We start from the raw sequence: 12,339 nt of genomic DNA, 5'->3' as shown, positions 1-12,339 counted from the left end.
TACCTCAAACGTTGGTTAGCCTAGCCTAATCAGCAGGCTACAGTGATTCCGACCGCAAGCACCACCTCACCGGGAGTCATCGCACATGGTCGACAGGGGGATCGCGGGCGCAGTCGCCCTCGTGACCGGCGCGGGGCAGGGCATCGGCGCGGCGGTGGCGGCGGCGCTGGCGGCCGAGGGGGCGCTGGTCGCGGACGCCGACCTGAAGGGCGCGGCGCACCAGGTCGACGTGTCCGATGTGGACGGTGTGAACGCCCTCGTGGACCAGGTCGAGCGGACGCTCGGTCCCATCGGCATCCTGGTCAACGTCGCCGGGGTGCTGCACCCCGGCCGGGTCCTGGACACCACCGACGAGGACTGGCGGCGGACCTTCGCGGTCAACACCGACGGCGTCTTCCACGTCTCCCGCGCGGTGGCGCGGCGGATGGTCCCCCGGCGCGAGGGCGTGATCGTCACGGTCGGCTCGAACGCGTCGGGCGTGCCCCGCACCGGCATGGCGGCCTACGCCGCGTCCAAAGCGGCCACCACCATGCTGACCCGCTGCCTGGGCCTGGAACTGGCCGAGCACGGCATCCGCTGCAACGTCGTCTCGCCCGGCTCGACCGACACCGCCATGCAGCGCTCGCTGTGGACCGACGACAACGGCCCGTCCCGGGTGATCGCGGGCGATCCCGCGTCGTTCCGGGTCGGCATCCCGCTGGGCCGCATCGCCGACCCGGCGGACGTCGCCGACGCCGTGCTGTTCCTGGTTTCCGGCCAGGCCCGGCACATCACCATGCAGAACCTCTACGTGGACGGCGGCGCGACACTGCGCGCCTGAGCCATGAACAGCGAACGGAGCAGCCGGTGCTAGCCGCCGAAACATCCAGTGCCCTGCCTGGTCTCGACACCTACCGGGAGGGCGGCTTCTTCTTCGCCTCGCCGACCGGGGTCCTGGTCGCGGAGGAGGCGGGTGCCGCGCGCGCGACCCCGCTGGAGCCGGGCGAGGTGGTGGTGGGCGCGGTGCCGTTCCGCCCGGACGTGCCGTCCCGCCTGACCGTGCCGGGCGCGGTGCGCCGGGGCGCGCCGCTGCACACCGTGTCCTTCCCGGAGCGCCCCACCCCCGGCGGCCGGTGGCTGGACCAGCGCACCGACGCCGACGCCTACACCTCGGGCGTGCGGCGCGCCCTGGACCTGATGGCCGACGGCGGGCTGAGCAAGGTCGTGCTGGCCCGCGCGCTCGACCTGACCTCCACCGAGCGCATCGACGTGACCCAGGTGCTCGCCGCGCTGGCCGCCCGCGACCCGCGCGGCTACACGTTCGCCACCGACCTGGGCGGCAGCACCCTGATCGGCACCAGCCCGGAGCTGCTGATCCGGCGCACCGGCCTGGCCGTGGTGTCCAACCCGCTGGCCGGGTCCCGGCCCCGCAGCGGCGACCCCGAGCAGGACGGCCGCAACGCCACGGAGTTGCTGTCCTCGCCCAAGGACCTGCGCGAGCACGCGTTCGTGGTGGGCGCGGTGGGCGACGCGCTGGCCCCGTTCTGCCGCGAGCTGGTCGTGCCGCCGACGCCGGAACTGCTGCCCACCCGGACCATGTGGCACCTGTCGACCAGGGTGGCCGGCGTGCTGCGGGACGAGTCGACCTCCGCGCTGGACCTGGCCTCCGCGCTGCACCCGACGCCCGCCGTGTGCGGGGTGCCGGCGGACACCGCGCGCACCCTGATCGGCGAGCTGGAGCCGTTCGACCGCGGGTTCTACACCGGGGTGGTCGGGTGGACCGACGATCGCGGCGACGGCGAGTGGGTCGTGGCCCTGCGGTGCGGCGAGGTCGCCGACCGCCGGCTCCGGCTGTACGCGGGCGCGGGCGTGGTGCCGGGGTCCACGCCGGAGGCCGAGCTGGCCGAGACCAGTGCGAAGTTCCGGACCTTCCTGGGCGCGCTGGGACTGAAGGAGTCGGCGTGAACGACTGGACACCGTGGCCCGAGGAGTTCGCCCGCCGGTACCGCGAGGCCGGGTACTGGGTCGGCGAGACGTTCGGCGACTTCCTCGCCGCGCGCGCGGAGCGGTTCGCCGACCGGGTGGCGGTGGTCGACGGTGCGCGCCGGTGGACCTACCGCGAGCTGGACGAGCGCGCGACCCTGATGGCGCACGGGTTCGTGGCGCGCGGCATCGAACCGGGGGACCGGGTCGTGGTGCAGTTGCCGAACGTCGCCGAGTACACCTCCGTGGTGTTCGGGTTGTTCCGGGCCGGCGCGCTGCCGGTGTTCGCGCTGCCGCCGCACCGCCTCGCCGAGGTCTCGGCGTTCTGCGAGATCACCGACGCGGTGGCGTACGTGATCGCGGATTCGGTCGGTGGCTTCGACTTCCGGGCGCTGGCGTCGGAGGTCAAGCGGACGTCCGCCCTCGACCACGTGTTCGTGCTCGGTGATCCGGGCGAGCACACCGCGCTCGCCGACGTGCCGGTGGCCGGCGGCGAGCTGCCCGACGTGCGCGCCGACGCGGTGGCGTTCCTCCAGCTCTCCGGCGGCAGCACGGGAATCCCCAAGCTGATCCCGCGCACCCACGACGACTACCTCTACAGCGTCCGGGAGAGCGCCGCGATCTGCGGGCTGGACGAGGACACCGCCTACCTGGTGGCGCTGCCGGTCGCGCACAACTTCCCGATGTCGTCACCGGGCATCCTCGGCGTGCTGCACGCGGGCGGCCGGATCGTGATGGCACCCGCGCCGAGCCCGGACGTGGTCTTCCCGCTGATCGCCGCGGAGGGCGTCACGGCGACCGGCGTGGTGCCGCCGCTGGCGTTGCAGTGGATGGGATCTCCGGCCCGCGCCGACCACGACCTGTCCAGCCTGCGGGTGATCCAGGTCGGCGGCGCGAAGTTCGTGCCCGAGGCGGCGCGGCGGGTGCGCGCCGAACTGGGCTGCGCGTTGCAGCAGGTGTTCGGCATGGCCGAGGGCCTGGTGAACTACACCAGGCTCGACGACCCCGACGAGATCGTGGTGACCAGCCAGGGCCGCCCGATCTCGCCCGACGACGAAGTGCGGGTCGTGGACGCGGACGGCGCGGAGGTCGCGCCCGGCGAGGTCGGCGAACTGCTGACCCGCGGCCCCTACACGATCCGGGGCTACTACCGGGCCGAGGCGCACAACCTGGTCGCGTTCACCCCGGACGGCTTCTACCGCACCGGCGACCTGGTGCGGCGACTGCCGACCGGGCACCTCGTGGTCGAGGGCCGGGCCAAGGACCAGATCAACCGGGGCGGCGAGAAGATCGCCGCCGAGGAGATCGAGAACCACCTGGTGGCGCACCCCGCGGTGCACGACGCCGCGGTGGTCGGGATTCCGGACGACTACCTGGGCGAGCGGACGTGCGCGTTCGTGATCGCCACCGGCGAGCCGCCGACGGGCCCGGCGCTGCGCGCGTTCCTGCGCGGCCGGGGCCTGGCCGCCTACAAGATCCCCGACCGCATCGAACTGGTGGACGCGTTCCCGCACACCGGGGTCGGCAAGACCAGCCGGCGCGACCTGCGCCGGGCCCTCGCCGACACGTTCAGAAAGGCGCAGTGATGGGTCTGCCGACCATCGAGCCCTACCCGATGCCCACCGAGGCGGACCTCCCCGTCAACCGGGTCAAGTGGACCAGCGACCCGGCGCGCGCGGTGCTGCTGATCCACGACATGCAGAACTACTTCCTGCGCGCGTTCAGCCCGGACGCGTCGCCGGTGGTGGAGCTGGTGGCGAACATCCGGGCGCTGCGCGACACGTGCCGGGCGCTGGGCGTGCCGGTGGTGTACTCCGCGCAGCCCGGTGGCCAGAGCTCGGCGCAGCGGGGCCTGCAACTGGACATGTGGGGCACGGGCATCGGCCCGGACCCGGTCGACGCGGAGATCCACGACGCCCTCGCGCCGGGCGGGTCGGACGTGCGGATGACGAAGTGGCGCTACAACGCCTTCCACCGCACGGACCTGCGCTCGCTGCTCGACACCACCGGCCGGGACCAGCTCGTGGTGACGGGGATCTACGCCCACATCGGCTGCCTGATGACGGCGGCGGATGCGTTCATGCAGGACATCCAGGCGTTCTTCGTGGCGGACGCCGTGGCGGACTTCTCCTCCGAAGACCACCACATGGCGGTGCGCTACGCCGCCGGCCGCTGCGCCGTCACCACCACGACGACGCGGCTGATCACCGAACTGAACGGAGCGTCATGACCAAGGACGACGTGCGCGACCAGATCGCCGCGGTGCTGGACATCCCGGCCGTCGAGATCGCCGACGACGACAACCTGCTGGACCACGGCCTGGACTCGGTGCGGGTGATGTCGCTGGTCGAGTCGTGGCGAGCGGACGGCGCGTCGGTCGCGTTCGTGGACCTGGCCGAGACGCCGACCGTGGAGGCGTGGACGGAACTGCTGACCCGCCGGTCCTGACCCGCTGGTCCTGATCCGGCGGTAGCAGGAGCGGGCGATGTCCGGAGCGGGCCGGGCCACCGCGCGGGCGGAAGATCCCGCGCGGTGGCCTGGCCCGGTCGAGCGAGCACCTGAGCTCACCGTCTGCGGGAGGTCGGCGGCCTCCGTGGTCGGCCGGAGCCGGACTTCCCCGACCCCGGCCGACCCCTAACGACCTCCCCCGACCGCCGGCCTCAAATCGCCGATGGCGGGACGTTGATCGACATGGGGGCTGGCCTGGCCCGGTCGAGCGAGCATCTGCGCTCAAAGCCTGCGGTCTGCGCGGTCGGCCGAAACGGACTTCCCCGGCCTCCAGCCTCAGCCCCGGCACCTGACCTCCGACCGCCGGCCCCAAATCGTCGGTGATGGGACGTTGGTCGACTTGTGGAGTTGGCCGGATCGGTTGACGAGGCACCTGAGCTCACCGTCTGCGGGCGGCCGGCAGCCTCCGTGGTCGGCCGGAGCCGGACTTCCCCGACTCCGGCCGCCTGCGTCCACCGCACCCCGAACCACCCCCGCGACGCCCGCCCCCCGACACCCGCCCCCCGCCCCCGACCCCTGCGGGCGACGGTGACCGGCGTGGCCGTACGCCCGCGCCGGCTACTTCGTCGAGCCCGCCAGCACGCCCTGCACGAAGTACCGCTGGAACGCCAGGAACACCGCCAACGGCACGATCATCGACAGGAAGGCCCCGGTCGACAGCAGGTCGATGTTCGACCCGAACTGCCGCAACTGCGCCCGCAGCGCGACCGTGATCGGCGCGGAGTCCTGGTCCGCGAACACCAGGGCCACCAGCAGGTCGTTCCACACCCACAAAAACTGGAAGATGGTCAGCGACGCGATCGCCGGCTTCGCGATCGGCAGCACGACCCGCCGGAAGATCACCCACTCGCGCGCCCCGTCCATGCGGGCCGCCTCGATGAGGTCGCGGGGGATTCCGGCGAAGAAGTTGCGCAGCAGGAAGATCGCGAACGGCAGGCCGAACGCCACGTGGAACAGCACCACCCCGGTGATGGTCCCGAACAGGCCTAGCGCCCCGAACAGCTTCGCGACCGGGATCAGGGCCACCTGGATCGGCATCACCAGCAGCCCCACCACCAGCGTGGTGAGCCACAGCCTGCCCGGGAACTCGATCCACGCCAGCCCGTACGCCGCCAGCGCCGAGATCACCACCACCAGCACCGTGGCCGGCACCGCGATGTACACCGTGTTCAGGAACGACCGCAGCACCGTCGAGTTCCCGACCAGGCCGGCGTAGTTCGCCAGGGTCAGCTCCGTCGGCCGGGTGAAGATCGTCCACCACCCGGACGCCGCGTTGTCCGCCTCGCCGCGCAGCGACGCGATCAGCAACCCGAACACCGGCACCAGCCAGAACAACGCCACCAGCGCCAGCCCGACCTGCACCGCGCCGCTGCCGATCCGCGCCACCACCCGGGACAGCGGACCCCGGCGGGGGGCTCCGGCCACCGACACCTCCACCACGGTCACGACCGCTCCCGTCGGAATCGCCTGATGTTGAACAGCATCGCCGGAGCGACCAGCAGGAACAGCACCACGGCCAGCGCGCTGCCGACGCCCTGGTCACCGCCCGCGCCGAAGGACACCTGCCACATCTGGAGCGCCAGCACGTTCGCCTCCTCCTGCACCGACCCGGGCGCGATGACGAACACCAGCTCGAAGATCTTCAGCACGTTGATCACCAGCGTCACGAACACCACCAGCAGCACCGGCGACAGCAGCGGCACGGTCACCCGCCGGAACACCTGCCCCTCGGTGGCCCCGTCGACCCGGGCGGCTTCCAGCGCGTCGCGCGGGATCGCGGCGAGACCGGCCGCGATGAACGTGATGGCGAACCCGGTCATGATCCAGATCCACGACGAGATGATCACCGGCGTGATGAACGTCGACCCCAGCCACGTCAGGCCCCGGAACGGCAGCGTGAAGTTCGCCGCCGCCAACCGCACCGAGTACTGGCCGTCGGCCAGGTCCGGGAAGGTGAACCGCCCGTCGTTGCCGGTGGTCGCCCGACCGGCGACCTGCCCGTCCCGCACCGCTTCCACGGCCAACCCGGGCAGCCCGCGCTCCCCGTTGTCCAGCGCACCCGCCACCCCGCCTACGGACACGTCCAACCACACCACGCCGCGCAGCTCCCGCGCGTCCACCGCCGGTTCGGAAGCCCGCGACGCGCCCTCCGGCAGCCGGTTCGGCGGGAACCCGGCCAGCGGCACCACGACCGAGGACCCCGGTGCGTAGGTCCGCGTGCTGGTGAACCCCTCCTCGGCCGCCGTGAACGGCACCCCGTCACGGGGCTGCGCCTTGGGGTACGGCGACGGTGCCGAGAACAGGTCGTGCACCCCGACGCTCACCGCGTTGACCACGCCCCGCGCGGGATCTTCCTCGTACACCAACCGGAAGATGATCCCGGACGCGAACAGCGAGATGGCCATCGGCATGAACAGCACCAGCCGGAACGCCGTGGCCCAGCGGATCCGCTCGGTCAGCACCGCGAAGATCAGCCCGAGCCCGGTCACCACCGCCGGCGCGACGACGACCCAGATCACGTTGTTCTTGAACGCCGTCAGCGTGCGCGGGTCGGTGAACAGGTCGACGTAGTTCCCGATCCCCACGAACCCCGTCCCGGCCCGGTCGAAGAAGCTCCGGATCAGCGAGTACACCAGCGGGTACAGGACCAGCGCGGCCAGGACCACCAGCGCGGGCAGCAGGAACGGCAGCGCCTGGCGCGGCGAGCGGCCCGGCGTCGGGTCCACCCCGCCGGCCCGGGGACGCGGGCCGGCGGGGGATCGGGTGGTCGTCACCTCCCGAACGCCTTGGCGGCTTCGGACTCCAGGCGCTGCACGGCGGCGTCGACGTCGCGGGGGTTGGCCAGGAAGTCCTGCAACGCCTTCCACTCGCCCGCGCCCTTGGTCCCGCCGAACGCGGCCGGCGCGAGGTCGGACATGTCGAACCGGACGTTGTCGCCGGCGTCCACCAACTGCTTGACGAGCTCGCGCGTCACGTCGTCGGCGTAGGCGTCGGCCGGGATGCTCTTGTTGGGGGACAGGAACCCGCCCAGCTTCGCCCACACCCGGCCGCTGTCCGGCGACGCCAGGAACTCCATCAGCTCGGTGGTCGCCTGGTCGTCCTTGAGCTGCACGGCCATGTCACCGCCCGCGACCACCGCGTCCTGGCTGCCGCCGATGGACGGGAACTTGAAGAACTTCGCGTCTTCGCCGACCTTCGCCTTGGTGCTGGTGGTGATCACCGACGCCACGAAGTCGGCCTCGAACACCATCGCGGCCTTGGGCTCGTCGCCGAACACGGTGATCACCGACTGCGGGAACTCGGTTTGCAGCGCACCCGCGCCGCCGCCCTCGACCAGGCGGGGATCGCCGAACAGCTCGCCCAGCGTCTCCAGCGCCTCGCGCACCGAGGGATCGGTCCACGGGATCTCGTGCTTGGCCAGCTTGTCGTAGTTGTCCGGCCCGGCGGTGCGCAGGTAGACGTTCTCGAACCAGTCGGTCAACGTCCACCCGTCCGCGCCGCCCACCGACACCGCCGCCTGCCCGGTGTCGACCACCGCGCGGCCGACCTTGAGGAAGTCCTCCCACGTGCGCGGGGGTTCCGCGCCGATCGCGTCGAACGCCTCGGTGCTGTACCAGACGGTGGACTTGTTGGCGGACTTGAAGTGCACGCCGTAGAGCTTGCCGTCGAACGTGCCCAGCCTCTTCCACACGCCCGCGTTGTGCTCGGTGACGGCCTTCTCGACCTCCGGCGAGACGACCTTGAGCGACCCGGCCCCGGCCAACTGCTCGACCAGGCCGGGCTGCGCGACCAGCGCGACGTTCGGCGGCGTGCCGCCCTGCACCCTGGTCTGGAGCACGGTCGGCAGCTCGTCGCCCGCCGGCGTGTACCGGACCTCGGCACCGGTCGACTTCTCGAACTCGTCGAGCACCTGCTCGAACCGCAACTGCTCGTCACCGGTCCACGGACCGATGACCTCCACGACCTGCCCGCTCAACGATCGCGAGTCCGCACCGGGGGCCGTGGTGCCCGCACCGCACGCGGTCACCGCGCCGAGTGCCGCGGCCAGTGCGGCGGTCACCTTCAAGCGTCTCATTCCAGCTCTCCTGACGTGTCGGTCCACACGGACAACCCGGTCGCCGGGTCGAAGAAGTGCAAGCGGGACGTGTCCACCCACGCGGCCAGGGGCTGGCCCTCGTAGACGTGCGTCCGGGGGGAGAAGCGCCCGACCAGGACGACACCGCCGCGCCGGGGCAGGTCGGCGGTGCCGTCGTCCTCGGCCAGCGCCCTGGTGTCGTCGGTGACCACGGGCGCGGCGTCGACGGGGAAGTGCACCAGCACGTCCGAGCCCATCGCCTCCACCAGGTCGGCCACCGAGTGCAGGATCGACCCCTCCTGCGCGTCGGCCAGCGCCGCGTCCTCCATGTCCTCGGGGCGGATGCCGAGCACCACGTCCCGACCCGCGTATCCCTCCAACGCGGGTCGGGACCGCAGCACGGACTCGGGCAGCAGCAAGGCGTCCGAGCCCACGGTGACCCAGTGCCGGCCGTCGTCGTCGCGGTCGAGCCGGGCGGTCACCAGGTTCATGCCCGGTGAACCGATGAACCCGGCCACGAAGAGGTTGACGGGCCGGTCGTACAGCTCTTGGGGCGGCCCGACCTGTTGCAGCACACCGCGTTTCATCACGGCCACGCGGTCGCCGAGGGTCATCGCCTCGGTCTGGTCGTGGGTGACGTAGACGGTGGTGACGCCGAGGTCGCGCTGGATGCGGGCGATCTGCGCGCGCATCTGCACCCGCAGCTTCGCGTCCAGGTTCGACAGCGGCTCGTCCATCAGGAACGCCTGCGGCGCGCGGACGATCGCCCGCCCCATCGCGACCCGCTGGCGCTGGCCGCCGGACAGGTTGCGCGGTTTGCGCTCCAGGTGCTCGTGCAATTCGAGGACTTCGGCCACTTCGCGCACCCGCCGGTCGATCTCCTTCTTCGGCAGTTTCCGCAAGGTGAGCCCGAAAGCGATGTTGTCGTAGACGTTCAGGTGCGGGTAGAGCGCGTAGGACTGGAACACCATCGCCACGTCGCGATCCCGCGACGGCACTTCGTTGACGACCTGCTCGCCGATCCGGATGGCACCCTCACTGACGCTCTCCAGCCCCGCGATCATCCGCAGCGCCGTGGTCTTGCCGCACCCGGACGGCCCCACCAGGACCAGGAATTCCCCGTCCCGGATCGCCAGGTCCAGGTCGGCGACCGCGCGGGTGCCGTCGACGTACACTTTGCCGAGACCGCTCAGCACGACTTCCGCCACGCCCACTCCTCGCCCCGCCCGGTGCGTTTCCCCGGTCGTCCGCAAAATTGCGATTCCAGTCGCGCTGTGATCCGCGCCACTCCGGTTTTCCGGTGGGGCCGACAGTAGTGCGCACTTCCCTAAGAGACCGTTAAGGGCCAGGCACGGTTTCACTAAGCCCGGAAAAGCCGGGCGCTCACCCGCGACGGGGCGCGGTCAGGCCCTACCCTGCTGGCATGTCCAAGGTGCTGCTGGTCGAGGACGACCCGGTGGTCCAGGCGGCGCTGGTGCACGCGCTGACCGACCTCGGGCACGACGTGCGCGCGGTCGGCACGGCGGTCGCCGCGCTGCGCGCGGCGAGCACCGAGGAACCCGACCTGGTCATCCTCGACCTGGGCCTGCCGGACCTGGACGGCGTGGCCGCGCTGCGGATGCTGCGCGGCATCAGCGACGTCCCGGTGATCATCGCGACCGCGCGCGGCGGCGAGAGCTCGGTGGTCGGGTCGTTGAACGCCGGGGCGGACGACTACATCGTCAAGCCGTTCTCCGCGGAGCACCTGGCGGCCCGCATCAACGCCCTGCTGCGCCGCACGTCGGGCACCCCGCGCCCGGACCGCGACCTGCTCGTGGTCGGCGACCTGCGGGTGGACCTGGCGCAGCGCCAGGTCCTGCGGGACGGCCGCCCGGTCGCGCTCAGCCGCCGCGAGTTCGACCTCCTGGCCTACCTGGCGCACCGGCCGAACCGGGTCATCGCGCGCCGCGAGCTGTTCCAGGCGGTGTGGGGGCAGCCGTACCTGGGCGACGACAAGACCATCGACGTCCACGTCTCGTGGCTGCGCAGCAAACTGGGGGAGACCGCCGCGAAACCCCGTTACCTGCACACCGTCCGGGGCGTCGGCTTCAAGCTGGTGACCCCGGAATGAGGGGGCTGCTCACCCGGGCCGTCGCGTGGCCCGCCGTGCTCGTGGGCGTGCTGCTGTTCGTGGGCTCGGCGCTCCTGCTGGTGACGGCGGCGGCGGGGCGGGCGGCGTCGGACGACGGGCACGACGTCGCGGCGGTCGCCGCCGTGCTGGCCGTGACCGCCGACCCGGACGCCGTGCGCGGCGCGCTGACCCGCACCGCCGCCGGGCGCGAGGGCAGGCTGGCCGTGCACCTGCCGGACGGCACGACGATCGGCGTCGGCACCGGCGTGGCCGAGCTGACCGAGGTGTCCACTGTGGACGGCGGGCGCGCGGTGGTGGAGGTCTCGGGGTCCGCGCCGACCTTCACCGCCGGGCTGTGGGCCGAGCTGGGAACCCTGCTGTCGGCGGCCTCCCTGGCCGTGGCGGTCGCGGTGGTGGTGGGCCGGCGGCTGTCGACGCCGGTGGTGGACGCGCTCGCGGCGCTGGCCGACACCGCCACCCGGATCGCCCGGGGGGACGGCGACCGGCGCATCCGGGTCAAGGGCCCGCCCGAGCTGGCCGCGCTGGCGACCGCGATCAACGCCGCCACCGATCGCACGGAACGCCTGCTGGCCAAGGAGAGGGAGATGATCGCCGACGTCTCGCACCGCCTGCGCACCCCGTTGACCGCGCTGCGCCTGGACGCCGACGCCATCGGCGGCGGCCCGGTGGCGGACCGCATCCGCAGCGCGGTCACCGCGCTGGGGCACGACGTGGACCGGATCATCGAGTCCCTGCACCCGGTCGCGACGGCGGTGGGCGGCGGTAGCTGCGACGTGGTCGAGGTGGTGCGGGCCCGGATGGGCTTCTGGTCCGCCCACGCCGAGGACCAGGGCCGGCCGTGCGAAGTCGACCTGCCCTGCGGGCCGATGCCGGTGCCGCTGTCGGCGGACGAGCTGGGCGCGGTGGTCGACGCGCTGTTGGAGAACGTCTTCCACCACACCCCGGCGCGGTCGGCGCTCACCGTCGCGGTGGTCGGGCACGCCGGCTGGATCACGCTGGTGGTGGAGGACGGCGGGCCGGGCATCGCCGACCCGGAACGCGCCCTGCACCGGGGGTCCTCCGGCGGGGGCTCGACCGGGTTGGGCCTGGACATCGCCCGCGCCGCCGCCGAGGCGACCGGTGGCACCATCCACGTGGAGCGCGGTCGCCTCGGCGGTGCGCGGATCAGGCTCCGCCTCGGGGAGGCGGACAGCCACCACGAGCCCGCCGGTCCTCGGGCGTGGCGGTTGTGGAGGGGCCGCGCCTAGCGCGCTTCTCGAAGAGGATCGCCAGGGCACGGCCCACCGCCACGTGCCACCCGCCGAGGGCGGCACCCAGCACCAGTGCGGTATCGGCCTCCGACACCAGCGCCTTCACCGCGCCCCGGTCGAAATCGCCGATCAACCGCACCGGGGCGGTCAGCCCGGACAGGGCCGCCAGCTCGCGGCACCCGCGCCAGGACACCAGGACGAGCGTCGTCCCCGGCAGGCCGGCGAGCCCCCGCGCCGACTCCCGGAACCGGACGTCGCCGGGCAAGGACTCGTCGAAATCGCACACCACGAGCAGCCGTCGGGCACGCGCCGGCTCGTCGAATCGGTCCCGCATCGTTGCGGACATCGCGACCACCCCTTGTCCCACAAGGTAAAGCGGTTGGCGGTGCTGGTCCGCGACCGGGCGCGAGGTT

General features: G+C 72.5%; 12 protein-coding genes. 7 read left to right on the top strand and 5 right to left on the bottom strand.

Annotated elements, in window-relative coordinates:
• Positions 1-85 precede the first annotated feature (85 nt).
• From AB0G01_RS20535 to AB0G01_RS20515, 5 genes are read left to right on the top strand one after another with little or no spacing between them, the layout of a single operon-like run.
• Positions 86-820: a 2,3-dihydro-2,3-dihydroxybenzoate dehydrogenase gene (locus AB0G01_RS20535; RefSeq protein WP_360947720.1), complete on the top strand. Its 735-nt coding sequence runs from the start codon at positions 86-88 to the stop codon at positions 818-820.
• 26 nt (positions 821-846) lie between these two features.
• A complete protein-coding gene (locus AB0G01_RS20530; RefSeq protein WP_360947718.1) occupies positions 847-1,944 on the top strand; it encodes an isochorismate synthase in 1,098 nt (365 codons plus the stop codon).
• Entirely contained in the window at positions 1,941-3,548 is a 1,608-nt protein-coding gene (locus tag AB0G01_RS20525; RefSeq protein WP_360947716.1) for a (2,3-dihydroxybenzoyl)adenylate synthase, read from the top strand. The genes AB0G01_RS20530 and AB0G01_RS20525 overlap by 4 nt, the downstream gene beginning before the upstream one ends.
• Positions 3,548-4,192: an isochorismatase family protein gene (locus AB0G01_RS20520; RefSeq protein WP_360947714.1), complete on the top strand. Its 645-nt coding sequence runs from the start codon at positions 3,548-3,550 to the stop codon at positions 4,190-4,192. Before AB0G01_RS20525 ends, AB0G01_RS20520 begins: the two co-directional genes overlap by 1 nt.
• Complete coding sequence (locus AB0G01_RS20515) at positions 4,189-4,410, top strand: phosphopantetheine-binding protein (protein ID WP_360947712.1); 222 nt, start codon at positions 4,189-4,191, stop codon at positions 4,408-4,410. The genes AB0G01_RS20520 and AB0G01_RS20515 overlap by 4 nt, the downstream gene beginning before the upstream one ends.
• A gap of 618 nt (positions 4,411-5,028) precedes the next feature.
• Here the strand turns inward: AB0G01_RS20515 and AB0G01_RS20510 are convergent.
• From AB0G01_RS20510 to ugpC, 4 genes are read right to left on the bottom strand one after another with little or no spacing between them, the layout of a single operon-like run.
• Entirely contained in the window at positions 5,029-5,916 is an 888-nt protein-coding gene (locus AB0G01_RS20510) for a carbohydrate ABC transporter permease (protein ID WP_360947710.1), read from the bottom strand.
• A complete protein-coding gene (locus AB0G01_RS20505; RefSeq protein ID WP_360947708.1) occupies positions 5,913-7,244 on the bottom strand; it encodes an ABC transporter permease subunit in 1,332 nt (443 codons plus the stop codon). The genes AB0G01_RS20510 and AB0G01_RS20505 overlap by 4 nt, the downstream gene beginning before the upstream one ends.
• On the bottom strand, positions 7,241-8,545 hold the full coding sequence (locus AB0G01_RS20500) for an ABC transporter substrate-binding protein (RefSeq protein ID WP_360947706.1): 1,305 nt from the start codon (positions 8,543-8,545) through the stop codon (positions 7,241-7,243). Before AB0G01_RS20500 ends, AB0G01_RS20505 begins: the two co-directional genes overlap by 4 nt.
• Positions 8,542-9,753: a sn-glycerol-3-phosphate ABC transporter ATP-binding protein UgpC gene (gene ugpC / locus AB0G01_RS20495; RefSeq protein ID WP_360947704.1), complete on the bottom strand. Its 1,212-nt coding sequence runs from the start codon at positions 9,751-9,753 to the stop codon at positions 8,542-8,544. The genes AB0G01_RS20500 and ugpC overlap by 4 nt, the downstream gene beginning before the upstream one ends.
• Before the next feature lie 215 nt (positions 9,754-9,968).
• Here ugpC and AB0G01_RS20490 point away from each other — a divergent pair, with 215 nt between their 5' ends.
• Both AB0G01_RS20490 and AB0G01_RS20485 read left to right on the top strand, forming a co-directional pair.
• Complete coding sequence (locus AB0G01_RS20490) at positions 9,969-10,655, top strand: response regulator transcription factor (protein ID WP_360947702.1); 687 nt, start codon at positions 9,969-9,971, stop codon at positions 10,653-10,655.
• The gene (locus tag AB0G01_RS20485; protein WP_360947700.1) at positions 10,652-11,923 is read left to right on the top strand and encodes a HAMP domain-containing sensor histidine kinase; all 1,272 of its coding nucleotides are present in this window, start codon (positions 10,652-10,654) and stop codon (positions 11,921-11,923) included. Before AB0G01_RS20490 ends, AB0G01_RS20485 begins: the two co-directional genes overlap by 4 nt.
• On the opposite strand, the gene AB0G01_RS20480 is transcribed toward AB0G01_RS20485, so the two are convergent.
• Positions 11,841-12,272, bottom strand: coding sequence for a hypothetical protein (locus tag AB0G01_RS20480; RefSeq protein ID WP_360947698.1), 432 nt, complete (start codon positions 12,270-12,272; stop codon positions 11,841-11,843). The genes AB0G01_RS20485 and AB0G01_RS20480 overlap by 83 nt on opposite strands.
• Positions 12,273-12,339 lie beyond the last annotated feature (67 nt).

The sequence above is a fragment of the Actinosynnema sp. NPDC023587 genome, assembly GCF_040640215.1.
Taxonomy (GTDB): domain Bacteria; phylum Actinomycetota; class Actinomycetes; order Mycobacteriales; family Pseudonocardiaceae; genus Actinosynnema.
This window is presented reverse-complemented; position numbering and strand designations above follow the sequence as displayed.

Excerpts from the sequence above, each read along its gene's own strand:
- AB0G01_RS20535 (WP_360947720.1), top strand. The coding sequence starts at position 86 with ATGGTCGACAGGGGGATCGCGGGCGCAGTCGCCCTCGTGACCGGCGCG.
- AB0G01_RS20520 (WP_360947714.1), top strand. The coding sequence starts at position 3,548 with ATGGGTCTGCCGACCATCGAGCCCTACCCGATGCCCACCGAGGCGGAC.
- AB0G01_RS20515 (WP_360947712.1), top strand. The coding sequence starts at position 4,189 with ATGACCAAGGACGACGTGCGCGACCAGATCGCCGCGGTGCTGGACATC.
- AB0G01_RS20500 (WP_360947706.1), bottom strand. The coding sequence starts at position 8,545 with ATGAGACGCTTGAAGGTGACCGCCGCACTGGCCGCGGCACTCGGCGCG.
- AB0G01_RS20490 (WP_360947702.1), top strand. The coding sequence starts at position 9,969 with ATGTCCAAGGTGCTGCTGGTCGAGGACGACCCGGTGGTCCAGGCGGCG.
- AB0G01_RS20485 (WP_360947700.1), top strand. The coding sequence starts at position 10,652 with ATGAGGGGGCTGCTCACCCGGGCCGTCGCGTGGCCCGCCGTGCTCGTG.
- AB0G01_RS20480 (WP_360947698.1), bottom strand. The coding sequence starts at position 12,272 with ATGTCCGCAACGATGCGGGACCGATTCGACGAGCCGGCGCGTGCCCGA.